The organism is Microbacterium sp. ER1 (assembly GCF_023383675.1).
Lineage (GTDB): Bacteria > Actinomycetota > Actinomycetes > Actinomycetales > Microbacteriaceae > Microbacterium.
In genome coordinates this window covers 301,293-321,169 of sequence record NZ_QCXO01000138.1, presented here as the reverse complement: position 1 = coordinate 321,169, position 19,877 = coordinate 301,293, and the positions used below count along the sequence as shown (strand labels likewise).

Sequence of the window (19,877 nt, the reverse complement as noted above, 5' to 3'; positions counted from 1 at the left end):
CCTCTGGTGATCGCAGTTCCTAAGTTCCGACGACATCCAGGATCGCGAGCGGGCCGAGGTAGTCGTCCGCGATGGGGACCTGCTCCCAAGCGATCGTGTCACGCGGTGCGGGGTAGATCTGAAGGGCCGTGTCTATCTTGACGTCCGTCGGTCGGAGACCTTGCGGAACGTGCACCACGACGCCCACGAGGTCCGCGACTCGAATGTGGGTGACGAGAGTCAGCTCCGTGGCGCGCAGGACATCCTCAGCGCCGAGTTCTCCGGAAGTTGCTATCTCGGGAGACTTCTGAAGCCAGTCGAATACTCCGTCCTGGGTGCGGACTCGGAACAGGTGTACCGCGAAGCGTTCCGGGATCTCGGTCGCGAGGCCGTGCCGCGATTCCGCATCCACGAGCAGTCTGAACGGCTGGGAGACGTTGAGGTTGACCGCTGTCTTGGCGAACCAGCGCGCGAGCGTCTCGGCTTCGGTCGCGGTGATCGTCCCGGTCGGTGCGGGCGCCGTGAGGACTGGCGTGACGGCGCGTTCCAGTGCGGACATCCATCCGTTGTTGCAGGTGGCGCAGACTTCGCCGTTGACGTGGGCGCGAAGCGGGCGTTCGCCGCGTTCCGAGAGCTTCGCGCCGCCGAGGAGGACACTGATTCTGTGGGGCTGCACGCGTTCATCCATCGCACCGTGATGCCTGAGCAGCCACTGCGGGAAGATGTGCTCCTTCGTTCGTCTGCCGGCCCGAGCATCGCAGAACCAGCAGAACGGGACAGGCTCGATCACGCGCGCAGCCCGCAACCCTCCAGACGAGTGGAGGTTCTGGTCGAACTTCCGCAGCATCGCCGGATCGATCGAGTTCTCGGGCACCGGCTACGCCTCCTGCTTCGTGTTGAAACGGCCAGTTGTCGCCTTGAGCACGGCGCGAGCATCCTCGTGCGACATGTCGCCCAGCGCAACGCTCTGACGGAGGATGAACAGCTCTCTTGTGTCGATCAGTCCGCCGCCGTGATTCTCGGCGAATCCCGCGAGGTCGTCATCACGGTTGTCGAGAGCCCGGGGGCGTTGCGCCGGATCCTCGTTTCGGAACCCGTTGACTACGTACCAGAGTGCGTCTGGCACGCGTCCTTCGGCTGCTGCGTACGCCGCCGCTGCGGCCGCGAGCTGCTGAAGGTCGTTCGACTTGGCGGCGCCGGCGTAACCCTTCACTTCGACGAGGGCGACCCAGTCGCCGTCGGAGACTCGGAGGTCCTCCCGCTTCTTCCCCTTGTGCTGAGGGAGCGCGTCAGCATCGACAACCGCGAACCCGAACCCTTCAAGGGCCGTCTTCACAGCAGCGACGAGCTCGTCGCCGGCGTCGGAGACCAACGACCGCCAGACCTCCCCAGCCGACAAGCTCGCGTCCAAGCCGTCCGTAAGCTGCCGACGCCGGGCGGCGGCCTTGGCAACGCGTTCAGCCTCCGCCTCATCGAACGCGACGAGGCGCGCTCGCGCATCAAGCTCGGCGGGTGCGCTCCACGCGTCCGACGTCCGCCACTCCGCTCCCTCTGGGAACGCGTCGGGGTCATGGGCACGCCAGTGGGCGAACGCAACCCGAACCCAGTCCGCAAGAAACGCGCGCGCGATATCCGGCAACCAGAATGCCGAGTCGCTGCGCGTCGGGTCATCAACCGTTTCGAGGAGCGCGGCGAGGCACATACCGTTAGTCAGGCGCTCTCGGAGAAACGGTGTCTCCTCGCGATCTGGGTAGACCGGGGTAGTAAATCCAGAATAGGTAGCGCCCTGGGCGGGGCGACAGGATCGCTCGACAAGGCTCGCCACGCCGAGACTCCGCGCCTTCTCGGTTACGTCGAAGTCACGCGCGGGCTTGAACCGGGTCCGACTCGCGGTGGGCGTTCGGCCACTCCCATGCACGCCACCAGAACTCGGCGCGACACGGGGGCGCTCTTCCGGAGGTTTCGCCGCGGCGGCGAACGCGATCCGCCGATTCATGAACCATGATGAATCACTGAAGTTCGCGCCAGTGTGGATGAGCACATCGTGTTCCTCGGCATGAACGTCGTAGATGCTCGAGGCTTCCACGATGCTGCCTGCGACTGGCCGGATCGCCTGGATCTCGTCGGGCGTCAAGCCGATGGCGAGAACGCGCGGGCGCGTGGCGTCGGCAGAGAAGAGTGCTACGTCTCGCGGGTTTTGCTGCGCCTGGTCTGTCGGAGACAGGACGGTTTCCTGCTCGCGTACCTCCTCTGCCATGGCACGGACCCTTTCGATTCACCGTTGCTGACGAGAATATCGTCGGGTCAAATCAGTACATCGGACGGCCCGACATGTCCTGGAGAATTCACTTACGACTCTCGTCGCTGGTGCTGACTGCCTCGCTGATCTTTGCGACGCGGAGCTGGCGAGTCTCGATCTTCGGTCCCACCGCCGAGCGAGCCGCTGCTGAGGCCCGTTTACCGTCGTCCTTCGAACGGATCGATGAAGGAGTGGACACCGTGGTCTGGGCAGACGAACGCGATCCGAATGCCGGCGCCCTCGATGTCGGTCGGCTCAGGCAGGCAGTCCGCGCCGCATTCGGCACAAGTGCGATAGCCCTCGTTCTTCGGGACGCGGATCTCGAGGCCGTCGGCGCCGTCGAAGCGTTCGTAGTCCATTCGACGACTCTACGCAGGTGCTTAGACCGGTTCGCGTCTGTCGACCGGCCGGGTTTCAGCGCGCCAGATGGACCCCACGGATCAGTACGCCAGGGGCGGTCACGTCGTGCACTCCAGGAATCTGGGGCTCGAGCATCGTCGAGATCGGCACCGGCTCGGGGTCAATGGGATCCAAGGCTTCGCGACCGACGGATACCCACACCCGTGTACCGCTTGCCAGTTCAAGGATCGGCCCGACACGAGTCGGGTGGTCTGGGACGTCGGCATCTGCCTTCGTCATCCAAACGTTGGCCTTGGTCAGCTCGTCCCATCGATCTCGGACTTCGACGCGCTGATACCGCTCAGGCGCGGTCCACGGTCTGAGCGCCGCCCGAGTTACGCCGACCACAGATGCGAGTCGTTGACCGTCGACGAAATGGGGCGGGGCATACTTCCATGGCGCGCGATCGATGTCCGCTGGAAGTCGCGCCTCAGATGAAGAATGGCTCTCCGCAGTCTCGGCGGGGCGCCATGCGACCTCGCCGTGCAGGGAGGTCTTCCACTGGGGCACACCAGGGTCGGCGATGTACGTGTCCTCACGGTGGCACCACACGCGAAACTGCCCCACACCGAGCCCCGCATTGTGGCCGGACTGGATAGCGAAGGTGAATCGAATCGCCTGCGATCGCGCCATGGGGCCATCATGTTGCCAGAGTCACGACCGCGCAATCCCTGCCTTGGTGTTGTCGCCGATGAGTTGGGGCTCGCGGAGCGGACCACGACTGCATAGACCCCCGGTTCCGAAGGGCGCGCTGCCCTCTCGCCCAGCGCGGTGGATCTATTAGGGCCAGACCTGACCGTCGTAATGCCCAACCTGCTCTACGTGCGCCGCGCGCCCCTCGAGCCAGGCCACGACGGCCGGGTCGGTCGCCGCGTCAGCGGCGTGTCGAAGCGCTGCGGCGGCGATGTCTGCGGCGAAGGCTCCGTTGATCGCGTTGAGGCGCGCATGGTGTTTGTGCTCAATGTGCTGCTGTCCGCCTCGCGAGCTTCGGAAGCGTGTCGGCTGCCACGGCTCCGGCGCCCCGCGCCACCCGCATGTGCACACGGGCACGAGATCGCCCTCGACAGCTGCGCGCCGTTCATCGAGCTCGCGAGAGGCCGCCACCTCGAGCGGCGATCGTCGAGTCTCGATCGCTGCCACGAGTTCGCGTTCCTCAGCGCTGAGTTCCCTGGTCAGCGCCCATCCGGCGAACCTATGCTCGGGGAGTTGGGTGCGGCCCGTCATCCGGACATTCTTGCAGTCATCGATTCCCGTCATGCCTCGATCGCGCGGCCGTCGAGTTCCAGCTGGACATCTCTGGCCGCGCGAACGGGGGATTACGCGCGAGACGGTCTGGTGATCACCCACTCCGTGGCCGTCCGATGCGCGACCGGGATCGGCTCGACCTTCCGGTTCACCTCGTAGGCGACGACACTCGCTGGGTCGAGCGTGAAAGCTGGCCCGACGGGTTCGTCGTCGCCAAGCAGATCGGCGGTGAGGCGCGTTCGAGGTATACCGACAGGCTCCACCGGGGCGGAGACGTCCACGACGTTGTCGGCGTCGACGAAGAGGATGTACGTCGACGCACCCGTCTGGCTGCTGCGCATCTCGATGCCGTCGATCTTCGCCGACGGGGCCCAACGGAGGTACTCGGTGAGCACCTGGGTGGGAGCGTACTCAACATGCTGCCGATCATCGGCGATCACAGGACGAGACAGATCGGCGGCGAACTGATCGAGAAATGAGAGCATCCGCATCTCGGCCCAGTGGTCGGGGTCGAGCGGTGACGGTCGTGTTCTAACCTTTGTCAGATCCAGGATCCGCAGGTCGCGTTGGCAGGTGAACTCACCGATGACCGCGAACGGCCGGACATCGTGGACGGCGATCTCCGCCACCGCCGTGACAGGGTCCGCAGAGCAGTAGAACATGGGGATGCCGGCGGGGGACATCCGGTTCGCCGCGGCCTTGTCGCCGGGGGCGGGACCGAGATCTTCTGCCGTGTCGTAGAGCTTGCCAGTGAGTTTCTCCGCGGGGCGGCCACGGTAGACGAGTGTTCCCGGTTCCATCGTGCGCACCAGGCTGTGCTCGCCCTCGACGTAAAGGAGGAGCTCCCCAAGAAATGACGAGACACGCGCCATCGGGGATCGGCCATCCTCGTCGCCAGGGACGATGAATCGCGACACGTGCCTCGCAGTATGGACGAACTCGGACCAGCTGAGCTCCAGATCGTCGGTTGCCATTCGACTGAACCAAGTTCCCACTTCCGGGTCCCCGATCGCCTTGGTCAGCGCATCGGCGACGTGGTCGACCACGCTGTCGTCGAAGATTCCTTGCGCGAACTCGTTCACAGTGAGCCCTGTGTCCTCCAGCCCTTGGTACTCATGATCCCAATAGGGCGCGTCGTCGGCTCGTGTGTAGAAGGTCCAGAATCCGTTCATGAAGATCTCCTGGACACCGCTGAACGACACGGCAAAGGCGTCGTCTTCGCGCGTGCGGCCACAGAAGGAGCACGATGCCTCGGAGGCGAGGCCAGCATGGGTGAGGAGATATGAGTCCGTGAGGTGATCCAGGCAGATCGTCATATCGTCGAGTGAGTCGTATCCGCGTTCGTGTGCCGCGATCGCTTGCTGCTTCGCCATGCCCATAGCCGCGATCTAAGCACATCGCTCGTCCCGCCTTCACTGCGGTGAGTGCGCCGGCGAGCGCGCGGTACGTCCCCAATTCTGCTGCGGGTGCGAGCTCCGCGTCGTACGGGAGCCGACGCCTGACGCCTCACGACTACAGCAGTATGAGTCTCCTGGTCCGAAGAACTTAATCTTGACCGATCGGGGTTTCCTCTGGCTCTTCTTCGTTTGACTCGTCCGCGCTAACCAGCACCTGTCGTTCAACGGGGGACCGCCCCAGGTCCGCGCGGGCTGCGGCGAGGAACGCGTCGATGAGGTCTCGTTTCCGGTTCATCGTGAGCGGGACCGGCGGCATCTTCTCGCGTCGTGGATTGCTTGCAGCCAACTCTTTGTCATATGCGTCGGCCGCGCGGAGCACATCGTGGGACGCGACCAAGCGCATTGTCGCGAGCGGCCCCCAGGACTCCGCCCGGGTTCGATCGATCTCATCGCTCGCGAGTCTGAGACGTGCCTCGATCTCCGCCACGCGAGCGTCCTCCTCTGGCGTCCCCTTCTTGAACGGCGTGTGTGAGAGCTGTTTCCGAACGTGGGCGTAGTCGGCAAACGCGTCGGAGCGCGCGCTCTCGGCGACTAGGAAGTCCGAGTACGCGGCAGCGCGTTCACGCCGATCGGCATCCTCAGCTCGATGCCGATCTGCGCGCTCGATCGCCTCCACCCGTTGATGCTCGGCGAGTGTTCGCGCTTCAGTTGCTTCCTTCATCAACCGTGCTTGTCGATTCGCTTCCGTCTTGCGTGCTTCATTGGCGGCGTTCCGTTCTGCACGGTCTTTCACGAACTGCCGCCGAAGCGCGACGACGGCGACGATTACTGAGAGGAACGTGACGGACGACGTGATGATCGCAGCGGTGATGGTCTCCACGGCAATGACTCTGTCAGGCCATCAGCACGGCGGCAACGCCGCCGTTACCCATCGCCCCGTCTGGCCTTTCGGACGAGGACGGACCGTTCGCATTGGTCAATAGGGAGTCCGCAAGGGCCTCAAGGCACAATCTGCCCGAGCGGGTCCTCAATGTCTTCAGAGAGCGCGGCAGCGAGCGTGGGGTCCGAGTGGATGCGTGCCGTGTTCATCCAGTCCTCGAGCAAGTCGAAGAAGTCGTCGTACCGGTCTGTGGTCATGCACGACGAAAAGGTCGCGGCCGATTCCTGGAGAAAGCGAGCCCTCTCCGCGGTGGGGAGGGACGCGGTCCAAGAGATCGAGTTCGTCTCGTCACAGTCCATGAATTGGGAGTCGTTGAAGGAGCGGTTTGGTGCGAGTGAGCCGAGGCCACGGTGGTCGTCGAGGCGGGCTGGCGCAGCGGCTCCCTCAACACGGCGGGGCATGCGGCGACGCTGGGCAGGCCGCTCGGCGCGGTACCCGGTCCGGTGACGTCTGCGTCCTCGGCCGGCTGTCACCGGCTGCTGCGCGAATACGACGCGGTGTGCGTCACCTCCGCGGCGGAGGTCGCCGAGATGCTCCCTGTCGGTGCCCGGTCGCCCCGGGGACGTGAAGCGACGGACGAGGGGCGGGTGGGGCTCCTCCGCGCGCTGAGCACGCGGACCGCTCGGACGGAGGCGGAGCTCGCGCAGCGCGCGGGTCTCACCGTCGAGCGGACGAGGGCCCTGCTCGGTCTGCTCGACCTCGACGGGCTCGCTCGCCGCGACGGGGACGGCTGGCGCGGAAGGGGCGCGGCGCCCTAGGGGTACGCGCTGACGGTGTGCGGGGCGCTCGTCGTCGGTCGCGCCCGGCGGGGCGCGTCGCTCTGAAGGCGGGGGAGCGGCAGGCTGGGGATATGGACTTCGCGGTCGCCGTCGAGGCGTTCGCCGACCACCTCGAGAAGGTACGTCGGCTCTCTCCGGCGACCGTGAAGGCGTACCGCTCCGATCTGCGAGACCTCGGGGCGAGCGTCGGGGGCGGCCCGGTCGACCGGATCGACCTGGAGATGCTGCGCGAATGGCTCTGGCAGGCGACCCAGCGTGGTGACGCCCGGGCGACGCTGGCCCGACGCGCAGCCACCGCGCGGGCGTTCTTCGGCTGGACGCGCGAGCAGGACATCGTCCCCCTCGACCCCAGCCTGCGGCTCGTGGCGCCGAAGCGCGCGAAGACGCTGCCGACGGTGGCATCGAAGGACGCGATGACGGAGCTGTTGGAGCGACACCGGCAGGCGGCGTCCTCGGGCGATCCCACCGCCCTCCGCGACCATGCGGTGCTGGAGCTCCTCTACGGCGCCGCGGTCCGCGTCTCCGAGCTCTGCGGCCTCGACATCGACGACCTGGATCTCGATCGGGGCACGGCCCTCGTGCGGGGCAAGGGCGACAAGGAGCGCGTCGTCCCGTTCGGCGCGCCGGCGCGGGATGCGCTCACCGCCTACCTGCGCCGCGCTCGACCGGCTCTGCTCGCGCGGTCCGGCGCCGCGTCGCCCGCCGTCTTCCTCGGCAGTCGCGGGGGACGTATCGGTCCGCGGACGGTCTACGAGGTGGTCGCCCGTGCGCTCGCGCCCGTCGTCGGCGCCGAGACCGTCGGTCCGCACGCCCTCCGCCATACGGCGGCGACCCACCTGCTGGACGGTGGTGCGGATCTCCGCGCGGTGCAGGAGATCCTGGGGCACGCGAGCCTGGGCACCACCCAGATCTACACGCATGTCTCGGCGGAGCGGCTGACGGCGACGTATCGTCTGGCGCACCCTCGGGCCTGAGCGCGAAGCCCGCGCGTCGGGTCATCCGTCGCAGCAGGGCAGGAGGCGCGCCCGCAGGAGACCGCCGAACAGCACCATCGGGTTGAGGTACTCGCCGTCGCGTCGCACCCCGATGTGCAGCGCGCCCGGGGGAGTGTGACCGCCCGTGGCGACACGGCCGATGTCCTGGCCCCGGCGGACCGGGTCTCCCGCGCGCAGAGGCGACTCCAGGGGCTCGAACGTGCTCACGAGACCGTCGGCGTGTCGGATCGTGAGCAGCGGGCGATCGACGACGACGCCCTGGTACGCGACCACCCCCTCCGCCGGGGCGAGGACGGCGTCGCCCGCGCTCGCGACGATATCCATACCGCGGTGCCCGGGACCGTAGGCGTGCGCCGGCGCGCGGTAGGCGACGCTCACGCGCCGAGTCCCCTCGACGGGCCACCGCCAGGGAACGTCGGAGACGAACTCGTCGGGCACGGGCGTGAGGCCGTGCGGTGCCGACGCCGCTCGCGCGGCGGGAGGAGACGGGAACGGAGCACCGCCGCACAGGAGCACGACAGCGGCGAGCACGGTGGCGATCAGCACCCGGAGCAGCGAGGGGTGCGGGAAAGAGCGAGGGCGAGGAGGGGATGGAGGAGTCATCACGCGAGTGTGCGTGGCCGGTGCGGGCCGGTGGAGCGGGTTCTCTCCGCCGGGGCCGGAGGCAGGGGAGAAGACCAGGAATTGCGCTGCTGGGGAGGACGAGCTGTGGGCGCATGATCCTGTATGCTGGACGAGCACCTCGATCTCGGGGTGACTACGCGTGCCCAGAGCGACTCCGTCGTGGCATCCACTCCCGCAGGTCCCGTCTCCGAACGGGTGGGCGTGAGCCGGGCACCAGGATGTCCGACCGTCCGGTCGGCATGACAACCTCAACGGCGCGTCCCGCGCCAGAATCAGGAGACGACCATGGCTGTGGTCACCATCCGTCAGCTGCTCGACAGCGGCGTGCACTTCGGACACCAGACCCGTCGGTGGAACCCGAAGGTGAAGCGCTTCATCCTCACGGAGCGCAGCGGCATCCACATCATCGACCTCCAGCAGTCGCTCGGCTACATCGACAAGGCGTACGACTTCGTCAAGGAGACCGTGGCGCACGGCGGCACGATCCTCTTCGTCGGCACCAAGAAGCAGGCGCAGGAGATCCTCGCGGAGCAGGCCACGCGCGTCGGCCAGCCCTACGTGAACCAGCGCTGGCTCGGCGGCCTCCTCACCAACTTCTCCACCATCGCGAAGCGTCTCGCCCGCATGAAGGAGCTCGAGGAGCTCGACTACGAGAACCCCTCCGCCTCCGGCTTCACGAAGAAGGAGCTGCTGCTCAAGAAGCGCGAGCTGGACAAGCTGCACAAGTCGCTGGGCGGTATCCGTAACCTCACCAAGACGCCGTCCGCCCTCTGGGTCGTCGACGCCAAGCGTGAGCACCTCGCCATCGACGAGGCCAAGAAGCTCGGCATCCCGGTGATCGGCATCCTCGACACCAACGCCGACCCGGACGACTTCCAGTACCCGATCCCCGGCAACGACGACGCCATCCGTTCGGTGTCGCTGCTGACGCGCATCATCGCCGACGCCGCCGCCGAGGGCCTGCAGCAGAAGCACAACCCGGAGTCGGGCGACGCCGAGCCGCTGGCCGAGTGGGAGAAGGAGCTTCTCGAGGCTCCCGTGCAGGAGTCCGCTGACGCCGCCGAGGTCGTGACCGCGGACGACGAGGCCGCCGTCGTCGAGACCCCGGCCGCCGACGCCACCGCCGCCGACGAGGCCGGTGCCCAGGCGCACGACGAGGCGATCGCCGCCGCTTCCGGTGAGGAGACCGCCGAGGTCGCCGCCGCCGAGGCCGCTGACGCCAAGTAATCCCTCGTACACCCACACAACGAAGCAAGGAGCCACCACACATGGCCAACTTCACCATCGCCGACCTCAAGGCGCTGCGTGAGCAGCTCGGCACGGGAATGGTCGACACCAAGAAGGCGCTCGAGGAGGCTGACGGCGACGTCGAGAAGGCCACCGAGATCCTGCGCCTGAAGGGTGCGAAGGGCAACGCCAAGCGCGCCGACCGTTCGACCAGCGAGGGCCTCGTCGTCGCTCGCGAGCAGGACGGAGCCGTGACGCTCGTCGAGCTCGCCTGCGAGACCGACTTCGTCGCGAAGAACGAGCGCTTCATCGCGCTGGCCGACAAGGTCGCCGACGCCGTCGCCGCCGTGAAGGCCGACTCGGTCGAGGCCGCCCTGGCCGCTCCGGCGGGCGACAAGACCGTCGAGCAGCTCATCTCGGAAGAGGCCGCCATCATCGGCGAGAAGGTCGAGCTCCGTCGCGTGCGCACCGTCACCGGTGACAGCGTCGAGGTCTACCTGCACCGCACGAGCAAGGACCTGCCGCCGCAGATCGGCGTCGTCGTCGCCTACACGGGTGACGACGCCGCGACCGCGCGCAGCATCGCCCAGCACATTTCGTTCGCCAACCCGTCGTACCTGTCCCGCGAGGACGTTCCGGCGGACGCGGTCGAGAAGGAGCGCGAGATCGTCACCGAGATCTCCCGCAACGAGGGCAAGCCCGAGGCCGCCCTGCCGAAGATCGTCGAGGGCCGTGTCGCCGCGTTCATCAAGCAGGTCGCCCTGCTCGAGCAGGACTACGCGAAGGACAACAAGCTCTCCGTCGCCCAGGTGGCGAAGGACGCCGGTATCACCGTGACGGACTTCGCGCGCTTCAAGGTCGGCGCGTAGCACTGTCGAAGGGGTTCGGATCACTCGATCCGAACCCCTTCTTCATGCCCACCAGGCACTATCTTGAATCGGGACGAGAGGACATCCCCCATGACTGAACGCACCGGACGCCGCCGCGTCCTCCTGAAGCTCTCCGGAGAGGCGTTCGGCGCCGGTCAGCTCGGCGTGAACCCTGACGTGGTCAGCCAGATGGCGCGGGAGATCGCCGCCGCGGTCGACCGCGTCGAGGTGGCCGTCGTCGTCGGCGGGGGCAACTTCTTCCGCGGCGCGGAGCTCAGCCAGCGGGGAATGGACCGCGGACGAGCGGACTACATGGGCATGCTCGGCACCGTCATGAACGCGCTCGCGCTGCAGGACTTCCTGGAGCAGGCGGGCGCCGCCACCCGCGTGCAGTCCGCGATCTCGATGACCCAGGTCGCCGAGCCCTACATCCCGCGTCGCGCAGAGCGCCACATGGAGAAGGGCCGCGTCGTGATCTTCGGCGCCGGCGCAGGCCTGCCGTACTTCTCCACCGACACCGTGGCCGCACAGCGCGCCCTGGAGATCGGCGCGCAGGAGGTGCTCGTCGCCAAGAACGGCGTCGACGCCATCTACACCGCCGACCCGAACAAGCACGCCGACGCGGAGCGCATCGAGCGCGTGACCTACCGCGACGCGCTGCAGCAGGGACTCAAGGTCGTCGACTCCACGGCGTTCAGCCTGTGCATGGACAACAACATGGACATGCGCGTCTTCGGGATGGAGCCGGCGGGCAACGTGACCCGCGCGCTCCTGGGCGAGCCCATCGGCACGCTCGTCACGGCCTGAGCGCCTGCACGGGACGGGAGCCCGCTCCCGATAGAATTTCCAGAACACCCCGACGATAGGAGCCACCGTGATTGCGGACGTCCTCGCTGAAACCACCACCCGCATGTCCCGGGCCGTCGAGGCTGCCAAGGAGGACTTCTCCACGGTGCGCACGGGTCGTGCGAACCCCCAGCTCTTCCAGAAGGTGCTGGTCGACTACTACGGCACGCCGACGCCGCTGGCGCAGCTCGCCTCGCTCGCCAACCAGGAAGCGCGCACGCTCATCATCACGCCGTACGACAAGTCGGCGCTCAAGGCGATCGAGCAGGCGATCCGCGACATGCCGAACCTCGGGGCGAACCCCACGAACGACGGCAACCTCGTGCGGGTCACGATGCCCGAGCTCACCGCCGAGCGGCGCAAGGAGTACGTGAAGCTCGTGAAGTCGAAGGCCGAGGACGCCAAGGTCCACGTCCGCGGCATCCGCCGGAAGGCGAAGGACGAGCTCGACGCTCTGAAGAGCGAGCTCGGCGAGGACGAGATCGCCCGCGGCGAGAAGGAGCTGGACGCGCTGACCCGTCAGCACGTCGACCTCATCGACGACGCGCTCAAGCGCAAAGAGGCCGAACTCCTCGAGGTGTAGCTCGTATGTCCGATGAATCGCGCGGCGCCGAGGAGGGCACTCCGGTGACCCGCCGGGAGGCACAGCCGGACCGGGTCTCCGATGGGGGTGCCCCGCTCGGCGATGCGTCGTTCCCGGGATTCGACGCCGGGAGCGTGCCGCCGCGTCCTCCGCTTCCCGTCACGCCTCCCGCTCCGTCCGTCACGGCGGAGCGGCTGGACACCGCGGATCACAATGCGATCCGCGAGCAGTGGCGCCAGGCGCGGGATGAGTTCGGGACGCACGTGTCGCACGCCCGCGACCAGCTCGATCAGGCCAACGAACGCATCAAGCAGCGCACCGGCCGCGACCTCGTGCTCGCGATCGTGATCGGGCTCGCTTTCGGCGCCGCCCTCCTCGGATCGCTGCTGTTCATCAAGGCGCTGTTCGTCCCGTTCGCGCTGGCCGCCGCTCTCCTCGGCGTCTACGAGCTGTCCCGGGCGCTGCGGGCGGCCGGACGCCGCGTGGATGTGATCCCGCAGCTGGTCGCGGCCACCTTCCTGGTGCTGTCCGCGTACTTCGCCGAGCCGTGGCTGAGCTGGGTCATGCTGTTCGTCGCCGTGGCCTTCGTCATCGTGTGGCGGCTGCTCGCCCAGATGGTCGCGAAGGACGGTCGCACCTACGGTGACGTGCTCACCGACGCCGTGATCGGCGGTTTCATCCAGGTGTACGTGCCGTTCCTCGCCGGCGTGGCCCTCATCCTGCTTGAGCAGGAGGGCGGCCAGTGGTGGGTGCTGAGCTTCATCGCGATCGCGGTGGCGGCCGACACCGGGGCGTACGCCGCGGGTCTGGCGTTCGGCCGGCATCCGATGGCGCCCCGGATCAGCCCGAAGAAGACCTGGGAGGGCTTCGGCGGGGCCGTGGTCGCCTCCTTGGCGGCGGGTGTGCTCCTGGCCCTGTTCCTCCTCGATCTGCCCTGGTGGGGCGGCGTGATCTTCGGGGCGGCGATCCTGCTGTCCGCGACGCTCGGCGACCTCGGCGAGTCCATGCTGAAGCGCGACCTGGGCATCAAGGACATGAGCTCCTGGCTCCCCGGCCACGGCGGTCTCCTGGATCGCCTGGACAGCATCCTGCTGTCGACCATCCCCGCCCTGTGCCTGTACTTCCTCCTCTCTCCCTGGTTGGTGCTCTGATGAACGACAGCGGTGCTGTGATCAACGACGACGGGGTCGACACCTCTGCGCGCAGCACGGCGAAGCCTGCGTTCGCGCTCACGAGCGGTCGCACCAAGGGCTACCACCGTGCGGCCGTCGACACCTTCCTCGCCTCGGCGCGTCAGGCGTTCGAGGGCGGAGGAGACGACCTCACCGCCGAGGACGTGCGCACCGCCTCGTTCCCCCTCGTGAAGGAGGGGTATGCAGTGGCGGAGGTCGATGCCGCGCTCGGCCGGGTCGAGGATGCGTTTGCGGCCCGAGAGCGCGAGCGCGCCGTGCGCGCTCGCGGAGCTGGAGCCTGGGTGGAACAGGCCAGGGCCGATGCACAGGTGATCCTCGACCATCTCGCGCGTCCGCGGCGTCATCGGTTCGCCCGCACCGGAATCCTCACCTTCGGGTACCGCGTCGACGAGGTCGATCACGTCACCTCCCGCATCGTCCGGTACCTCCGCGACGGCGACGCGCTGACCGCCGAACAGCTGCGGTCCGCGGCGTTCCGCATGCAGCGCGGCGGCTACCGCGAGGAGCAGGTCGATGCGCTGCTCGACGCCACGATCGACGTCATCCTGGCGGTCCGCTGAGCCTGCCTGATGGCCTGTTCAGGCAGGTATGCGTAGACTGTCCACCATCGTGAACTCCCGAAACGACATGATTCCCGAACGAAGCGAGGCCGCGCTGGTACCCGCAGCGACGGCCACGTCTGCCTCCCGAGGCACGCGACGCTGGTCGCGTCGCCGGGGTGTCGCCGGTGTCTTCAGCTCTCTCGCGGTCGTCGGATTCGCCGCCGCGATGGTCGCTCCGACCGGCGTCGCCCTCGCGCAGCCGGTCGCCACGGAAGCTCCGGACTCCGTGTACGCGGCGGCTCTCGCGGACACGCAGAACCTCACCGTCACCGTGGAAGGCGCAGCGATCACCCCCGTCGAGCGCGGGTCCTTCGAGGTGTACGTCAAGCCGAAGCCCAAGCCCAAGCCGAAGCCGGCGGCTCCCGCGAGCACGCCGTCGTCCGGTTCGCAGGGCGGGTCCTCCGGCGGGGGTCTCCCGCCGTACAGCGGCGGCGGTGCGCCGGCGGAGTGGATGGCCGCGGCCGGCATCGCTCAGGGCGACTGGCAGTACGTCGACTACATCGTGTCGCGGGAGAGCGGGTGGAACCCGAACGCCACCAACTCCTCCTCCGGTGCCTGCGGGCTCGTCCAGGCTCTTCCCTGCAGCAAGGTGCCCGGCAACGGCTACAACCCGGTGGACAACCTGCGCTGGGCCACCGGCTACGCCACCGGTCGGTACGGCAGCTGGGCCGGCGCGTACAACTTCTGGGTCACCAACCACTGGTGGTGAGCCGGCACCATGCCCCGCTCACGTCGTCGTCCTTCCGCGCGCCCTGAGGGCGAGGATTCGTTCGATCGCCTCCTCGCCGGGTGGAAGCGCACCGAGGTGCGTCGTGGCGTGGAGTGGACGGTCCAGCCGGTCTCCGCCGTCCAGGCGCAGAAGGCCTACGTCTGCCCAGGCTGCGGCCGGTCCGTCGACCCCGGGACCGCGCATCTCGTCGCCTGGCGGGCGGATGGCATCCTCGGCGAGGCGGCGGCGCTGGCCGACCGCAGACACTGGCACACCCCCTGTTGGAGGATCGCATGACCATGGAGATCCGCGGACCGCTCGAGCTCCCCGCGACGCGTGAGGACATCGAGCTGCACACCGCAGACGGGCTCACGCTGGTGGGCGAGCTGGCGGTGCCCGAGACGGCCGCCCCGGTGGCCACGCTGGTGACGCTGCATCCGCTGCCGACGGCGGGCGGCTTCATGGACTCGCACATCATCCGCAAGGCGTCCGCACGCCTGCCTGCCCTGGCCGATCTCGCCGTCCTGCGGTTCAACACGCGCGGCACGACGTCGCCGCGCGGCACGAGCGAGGGCGCGTTCGACGGTGGGGCTGCGGAGCAGTTCGACGTCGCCGCCGCCATGGACTTCGTGCGTGACCGCGGACTGCCTCGCCCCTGGATCGTCGGCTGGTCGTTCGGAACGGAGCTCGCGCTGAAGTACGGCGCCGACCACGACATCGAGGGCATCATCCTGCTCTCGCCGCCACTGCACCGCGCGACGGCGGAGGAGGTCGCCGCTTGGGGGACGACCGACCACCGCGTCGTCATCCTCGTCCCCGAGCTGGACGACTACCTGCGCCCCGCCGAGGCCCGGGAGCGGTTCGCGAGCATTCCGCACGCGCAGCTGATCGCCGTCGACGGCGGGAAGCACCTGTGGGTGGGGGAGACGCAGACGCGGCGCGTGCTCACCGAGATCGTCGCCGCGGTCAACCCGTCGGCCCTGCCGCTGCCGACGCACTGGCCCGTCGAGGGCTGACGCGGAGCGACGGTCCGGTCACCGCTCGTTCATGCGGGGGATCAGCACCTGCCGATAGATGATGAGGATGCTGGCCGCCACGGGGATCGCGATGAGCGCGCCGAGCAGGCCGAGCAGGCTTCCTCCGGCGAGGGCGGCCACGACCACCACGGCGCCGGGCACCGACACGGCGCGGCTCATGATCCGCGGCGAGATCACGTACGCCTCGATCTGCATGTAGATGAGGTAGTAGATCGCCGCGGCGAGAGCCGTGCCGGGGGAGCCGAGACCGGGGATCAGGCAGACGAGGACGATGATCGTCGAACCCGTCAACGTGCCGACGAGGGGGATCAGCGAGAAGAAGAACGCGACGACGGCGAGGACGGCCGGGAACGGCGCGTCGATGATCGTGAGGTAGATGGCGCTGAGGATGCCGTTGATGACCCCCTGGCTGACCTGCCCCATGACGTAGTAGCCCACGGAGTCGGTGATCTGCTCGGAGAGGTCGATGAAGCGGTCCCGCTTGGACGCCGGCACGAGCTGGTACACCGCGCGCTTGAGCGAGGGGGTGGAGGCCGTGAGGTAGATGGTCAAGATGAGGACGATGAAGGCGCCGAACACCCCGCTCAGCACGGCCCCGCTGGCGACGAGCACACCTTGACCGATCGATCCGCCGATCTCGGCGAGGTTCGTCGCCAGCCAGTCCTCGACGTAGGCGAACACGTCGTCGACGCGGAGGTTGGGGAAGGTCTCCTGGATCCACGTGCGCAGGTCCTCGATGGCGGTTCCCCGCTGCACGATCGCCGTGATCTGCGCGATGAGCTGGGAGATCTGGTCGACCAGCACCGGGAGGACGATGAGCACGATCCCGCTGAAGACCGCCAGCACGGCGACGATCGTGACCAGGACCGCGAGCCAGCGGGGCAGGCGCCGTCGCTCGAGGAACGTGACGAGCGGATCGAGCCCGAGGCTGAGGAAGAGAGCGGTGCCGATGTAGAGCAGCACCGTGGACAGCGTCTGCACGCTGCTGATCAGCACGATGCCGAGGCCCACGCCGAGTGTCGCCACGAGGGCGGTGCGGAACGGGTTGTGGATCTTCATGCAGACTCCTCGGAACGGCTGCAGCAAGGCTACCCATGACCGGCCACGACGCGTCGCCGACGTGCCGCAGCGTCGCCAGGGGAGGGGCCTCGTGGTCAACACACAGGTGACTTCGCTAGTCTGAAATGTCGAGTGTGGCGTCACGGGCGGGAAGCCGTGGTGCGTGAGGAGACTATTCGTGCGTTTCGTATGGGCCGTCGTGGCCTTCGTGCTGGCTGCCGTGCTGATCGGTGCGGGGATCGCCCAACGCACCGTCTTCGTCGGTCCTTCGTCCCAGGAGGCCCGCGTCGACATCGAGGAGCCCGCTCCGTACGTGCTGATGGACGGCGATGTGCTCCGGATGAACCCGGGCGCGCAGAAGGTGCTGATCCGCGGCGAGGGCGAGATCTTCGCGAGCTACGGCCGTACGGCCGACATGGAGGCGTGGCTCTCTGACGCGGAGTACAACCACGTCTCGGTCGGCGACGACGACGAGCTCCTCGTCGAGCACGTCGCGGCCCCGGACCCGGAGGAGTCGGACGAGACCCCCGCGCCGGACGACTCCGAGACCCCCGCGCCGGAGGACGAGGAGTCCGCCGAGCCCGCCGGCCGCAATCCGGCCGGGTCGGACCTGTGGCTCGACTCCTTCAGCGAGAAGAACTTCCTCTCCACCGACACCATGCAGCTCCCCGAGGGGACGAGCGTGCTGATCGCCTACGACGGCAGCGAGGACGCGCCGGACGACATCGTCGTCTCCTGGCCGCTGGACACGCGGACCCCGCTCGCCGGTCCGCTCATGGTCGCGGGCGGAGTCGTGCTGCTGGTGGGGCTCGTGCTCTACGTGCTCGCGATCCGCCACCAGCGCCGTGGCCGCGGCCCGCGCCGGAAGGGGCCGGGGCCGCTGCCCACGACCCAGCCGATCGACGTGGCGGCGCTCCCGCCGTCCGAGCGGGAGGCGCTCGAGGCCGCGGACGGCACGGAGCCGAAGACTCCGGAGCGGAAGGACAACGTGGAGGACGCGGAGGTCGTCGACGAGAAGCCCACGGAGGGGAAGAACGCCATGCAGAGTGTGCGCCCGCGCCGTCGTCGGCGTCTGCTCGTCGTGCCCGCTCTCGGTCTGACCGCGGTGCTGGCCGCCGGCTGCAGCGCCGAGTCCTGGCCGGAGTTCGGGGATGCCTCTGCGTCGCCGTCGCCGAGCCCCACCGTCATCGCGCCCGACAACCAGAAACCCCCGGCGGTCACCGAGACGCAGGCCGACCGCATCCTCGGGGAGATCTCCGAGACGCTGGTGAAGGCCGACGAGGAGAAGGACCTCGATCTCGCAGCGACGCGCCTGGACGGGACCGCGCTGGCGACCCGCACCACCGACTACGCCCTGCGGGAGAAGCTGCCCGACCGCCCCGCACCGGCGGCGATCCCGACCGACGACGTCGAGGTCGTGCTTCCGGAGGCGACCGACCGCTGGCCGCGCACCGTCCTCATGCTCTCGAAGAGCACCGGCGACGACACCGTGCCGCCCGTGGTCCTCACCATGACGCAGGCGGACCCCTGGTCCAACTACAAGGTGACGAACATGGCCGAGATGTCCGCCGACGCGGCCTTCCCCGAGGTGGCGGCGAGCTGGCTCGGCACCTCCCTCGTCCCCGCGGACTCCGCGTTCCTGTCGGTGCCCCCGGACGAGGTCGCCGCCGCCTTCGCGGACGTCGTCGACAACGGGGAGAAGAGCGAGTCGTACGGGCAGTTCGACGAGCTGGCACTCAACCTCGCGAAGTCGATCACCGACAGCCGCCAGAGCCTGGTGCAGGGGCTGGCCGACGCCGGTGCCGCGGAGACCTCGACGGCGGCCTTCGACATGACGCCGACGGAGGAGGACCCGGTCTCCCTGACGACCCTGGACAGCGGTGCCATCGTCGCTGTCTCCGTGCTGGACGTCGAGACGATCACTCCCACCTCGTCCGATGTGGTGATCCGCTTCGGCGACAACGAGGAGGCCAAGGCCCTCACCGGTGCCAACGAGTCCGCCAAGGGCGCCGAGACGACCTATGCATTCCAGCTGTTCTTCGCCGTCCCCTCGCAGGGATCGAGCGACCCGATCCGGCTCCTGGCGTCGCGCCAGGACCTCGTGTCCGTGAAGGTGATCAAGTGAGCGAGATCTCTCCCGCCGCCCTGCGCGGTGCCGTCGACCTGTCCAGCCTGCGCCATCGCCCCTCCGCCCCGGCAGGCGGCTCGGCGACCGCTCCCGCCGGATCTCCGGTCACGGATGTCGTCGTCGACGCGACCGATGAGAACTTCGGCCAGGTGCTCGAGCTCTCCCGCACGGTGCCGGTCGTCGTCGACCTCTGGGCCGAGTGGTGCGGGCCGTGCAAGCAGCTGAGCCCGATCATCGAGAAGGTCACCCGTGAGCTGGGCGGACGCGTCCTCCTCGCCAAGGTCGACGTCGACGCCAACCCGCAGCTCGCGCAGAGCTTCCGCGCGCAGTCGATCCCGATGGTCGTCGCCCTCATCGCCGGTCAGCCGGTCCCCATGTTCACGGGCGCGGTTCCGGAGCAGCAGGTCCGCGAGGTGTTCGCGCAGCTGCTGCAGGTGGCGGCGCAGAACGGGGTGTCCGGGTCGCTGCCCGTCGGAGAGGGCGAGGCGGCCGAGGCCGCCGCCCCGGCCGAGCCCGAGCTGCCGCCGCTGCACGCGGAGGCCTTCGCCGCGATCGAGCGCGGGGACTACCGTGCCGCCATCACCGCCTACGAGAAGGCCCTCGCCGAGAACCCGCGCGACGAGGACGCCATCGCCGGTCTCGGTCAGGTCCGCCTGCTCGACCGCGTGCAGGGGCTCGACCTCCAGGCCGCGCGCGCAGCAGCCGCCGCCGCACCGCAGGATGTGCAGGCGCAGTTCGACGTCGCCGATCTGGACCTCGCCGGCGGACACGTCGACGACGCGTTCGGCCGTCTGCTCGACCTGTTCGCGCAGCTGCCGTCGGATCAGCGGACGCCTGTGCGCGAGCGCCTCGTCGAGCTCTTCGGTCTCATCGGAGCCGGAGACCCGCGCGTGATCGCGGCCCGCAACCGGCTCTCCTCGCTGCTCTTCTGAGCGGTCTGCGCGGGGGAACGCCCCCGCGCAGACCC

Annotated in this window: 23 protein-coding genes; 13 read left to right on the top strand and 10 right to left on the bottom strand. The window is 68.5% G+C overall.

Going from position 1 to position 19,877, the window contains the following annotated elements:
- Positions 1 to 19: 19 nt before the first annotated feature.
- The 8 genes from BV453_RS14880 to BV453_RS14845 all read right to left on the bottom strand — a co-directional run bounded on the left by BV453_RS14880 (position 20) and on the right by BV453_RS14845 (position 6,660).
- Positions 20 to 853: a hypothetical protein gene (locus BV453_RS14880; protein WP_249521933.1), complete on the bottom strand. Its 834-nt coding sequence runs from the start codon at positions 851 to 853 to the stop codon at positions 20 to 22.
- Between the two features lie 3 nt (positions 854 to 856).
- Positions 857 to 2,236, bottom strand: a complete 1,380-nt coding sequence (locus BV453_RS14875) for a hypothetical protein (protein WP_249521932.1) — start codon at positions 2,234 to 2,236, stop codon at positions 857 to 859.
- Between the two features lie 200 nt (positions 2,237 to 2,436).
- Positions 2,437 to 2,637, bottom strand: coding sequence for a hypothetical protein (locus tag BV453_RS14870; RefSeq protein ID WP_249521931.1), 201 nt, complete (start codon positions 2,635 to 2,637; stop codon positions 2,437 to 2,439).
- Between the two features lie 55 nt (positions 2,638 to 2,692).
- Positions 2,693 to 3,310 (bottom strand): hypothetical protein, encoded by a 618-nt coding sequence (locus BV453_RS14865; RefSeq protein WP_249521930.1) that lies wholly within the window; start codon positions 3,308 to 3,310, stop codon positions 2,693 to 2,695.
- A gap of 147 nt (positions 3,311 to 3,457) precedes the next feature.
- Positions 3,458 to 3,901 (bottom strand): hypothetical protein, encoded by a 444-nt coding sequence (locus tag BV453_RS14860; protein WP_249521929.1) that lies wholly within the window; start codon positions 3,899 to 3,901, stop codon positions 3,458 to 3,460.
- Positions 3,902 to 3,993: 92 nt separating this feature from the next.
- Positions 3,994 to 5,295 carry an RES domain-containing protein gene (locus BV453_RS14855; RefSeq protein ID WP_249521928.1) on the bottom strand — a complete coding sequence of 434 codons (1,302 nt, stop codon included), beginning with the start codon at positions 5,293 to 5,295 and terminating at the stop codon, positions 3,994 to 3,996.
- Positions 5,296 to 5,467: 172 nt separating this feature from the next.
- On the bottom strand, positions 5,468 to 6,199 hold the full coding sequence (locus BV453_RS14850; protein WP_249521927.1) for a hypothetical protein: 732 nt from the start codon (positions 6,197 to 6,199) through the stop codon (positions 5,468 to 5,470).
- Between the two features lie 119 nt (positions 6,200 to 6,318).
- A complete protein-coding gene (locus BV453_RS14845) occupies positions 6,319 to 6,660 on the bottom strand; it encodes a hypothetical protein (protein ID WP_249521926.1) in 342 nt (113 codons plus the stop codon).
- Between BV453_RS14845 and BV453_RS14840 the strand changes: the two genes are divergently transcribed.
- Together BV453_RS14840 and BV453_RS14835 are read left to right on the top strand one after the other, a co-directional pair.
- Positions 6,610 to 7,017 carry a DNA-processing protein DprA gene (locus BV453_RS14840; RefSeq protein WP_308195770.1) on the top strand — a complete coding sequence of 136 codons (408 nt, stop codon included), beginning with the start codon at positions 6,610 to 6,612 and terminating at the stop codon, positions 7,015 to 7,017. The genes BV453_RS14845 and BV453_RS14840 overlap by 51 nt on opposite strands.
- 92 nt (positions 7,018 to 7,109) lie before the next feature.
- Entirely contained in the window at positions 7,110 to 8,012 is a 903-nt protein-coding gene (locus tag BV453_RS14835; protein ID WP_249521925.1) for a tyrosine-type recombinase/integrase, read from the top strand.
- A gap of 21 nt (positions 8,013 to 8,033) precedes the next feature.
- On the opposite strand, the gene BV453_RS14830 is transcribed toward BV453_RS14835, so the two are convergent.
- Positions 8,034 to 8,636, bottom strand: a complete 603-nt coding sequence (locus BV453_RS14830; RefSeq protein WP_249521924.1) for a murein hydrolase activator EnvC — start codon at positions 8,634 to 8,636, stop codon at positions 8,034 to 8,036.
- A 306-nt stretch (positions 8,637 to 8,942) separates the two neighbouring features.
- Here BV453_RS14830 and rpsB point away from each other — a divergent pair, with 306 nt between their 5' ends.
- The 9 genes from rpsB to BV453_RS14785 all read left to right on the top strand — a co-directional run bounded on the left by rpsB (position 8,943) and on the right by BV453_RS14785 (position 15,702).
- On the top strand, positions 8,943 to 9,884 hold the full coding sequence (gene rpsB / locus BV453_RS14825; protein WP_025103356.1) for a 30S ribosomal protein S2: 942 nt from the start codon (positions 8,943 to 8,945) through the stop codon (positions 9,882 to 9,884).
- A 41-nt stretch (positions 9,885 to 9,925) separates the two neighbouring features.
- Positions 9,926 to 10,753, top strand: coding sequence for a translation elongation factor Ts (gene tsf, locus BV453_RS14820; RefSeq protein ID WP_025103357.1), 828 nt, complete (start codon positions 9,926 to 9,928; stop codon positions 10,751 to 10,753).
- 90 nt (positions 10,754 to 10,843) lie between these two features.
- Positions 10,844 to 11,560 carry a UMP kinase gene (gene pyrH / locus BV453_RS14815; RefSeq protein ID WP_025103358.1) on the top strand — a complete coding sequence of 239 codons (717 nt, stop codon included), beginning with the start codon at positions 10,844 to 10,846 and terminating at the stop codon, positions 11,558 to 11,560.
- A 67-nt stretch (positions 11,561 to 11,627) separates the two neighbouring features.
- On the top strand, positions 11,628 to 12,182 hold the full coding sequence (gene frr / locus BV453_RS14810) for a ribosome recycling factor (RefSeq protein WP_062766584.1): 555 nt from the start codon (positions 11,628 to 11,630) through the stop codon (positions 12,180 to 12,182).
- Between the two features lie 5 nt (positions 12,183 to 12,187).
- Positions 12,188 to 13,333, top strand: coding sequence for a phosphatidate cytidylyltransferase (locus tag BV453_RS14805; RefSeq protein ID WP_025103360.1), 1,146 nt, complete (start codon positions 12,188 to 12,190; stop codon positions 13,331 to 13,333).
- Positions 13,333 to 13,935 (top strand): DivIVA domain-containing protein, encoded by a 603-nt coding sequence (locus BV453_RS14800; protein ID WP_139833330.1) that lies wholly within the window; start codon positions 13,333 to 13,335, stop codon positions 13,933 to 13,935. The genes BV453_RS14805 and BV453_RS14800 overlap by 1 nt, the downstream gene beginning before the upstream one ends.
- Positions 13,936 to 14,002: 67 nt before the next feature.
- Positions 14,003 to 14,686 (top strand): transglycosylase SLT domain-containing protein, encoded by a 684-nt coding sequence (locus BV453_RS14795; RefSeq protein ID WP_249521923.1) that lies wholly within the window; start codon positions 14,003 to 14,005, stop codon positions 14,684 to 14,686.
- A 9-nt stretch (positions 14,687 to 14,695) separates the two neighbouring features.
- The gene (locus tag BV453_RS14790; protein ID WP_025103363.1) at positions 14,696 to 14,983 is read left to right on the top strand and encodes a hypothetical protein; all 288 of its coding nucleotides are present in this window, start codon (positions 14,696 to 14,698) and stop codon (positions 14,981 to 14,983) included.
- 2 nt (positions 14,984 to 14,985) lie between these two features.
- Positions 14,986 to 15,702 (top strand): alpha/beta hydrolase, encoded by a 717-nt coding sequence (locus BV453_RS14785; RefSeq protein ID WP_126893054.1) that lies wholly within the window; start codon positions 14,986 to 14,988, stop codon positions 15,700 to 15,702.
- An 18-nt stretch (positions 15,703 to 15,720) separates the two neighbouring features.
- Here the strand turns inward: BV453_RS14785 and BV453_RS14780 are convergent, their stop codons facing one another.
- Positions 15,721 to 16,782, bottom strand: a complete 1,062-nt coding sequence (locus BV453_RS14780; protein WP_025103365.1) for an AI-2E family transporter — start codon at positions 16,780 to 16,782, stop codon at positions 15,721 to 15,723.
- A 178-nt stretch (positions 16,783 to 16,960) separates the two neighbouring features.
- Here BV453_RS14780 and BV453_RS14775 point away from each other — a divergent pair, with 178 nt between their 5' ends.
- Positions 16,961 to 18,907 carry a glycosyl transferase gene (locus BV453_RS14775; RefSeq protein WP_249521922.1) on the top strand — a complete coding sequence of 649 codons (1,947 nt, stop codon included), beginning with the start codon at positions 16,961 to 16,963 and terminating at the stop codon, positions 18,905 to 18,907.
- Complete coding sequence (locus BV453_RS14770; RefSeq protein WP_025103367.1) at positions 18,904 to 19,842, top strand: tetratricopeptide repeat protein; 939 nt, start codon at positions 18,904 to 18,906, stop codon at positions 19,840 to 19,842. Before BV453_RS14775 ends, BV453_RS14770 begins: the two co-directional genes overlap by 4 nt.
- Positions 19,843 to 19,877 lie beyond the last annotated feature (35 nt).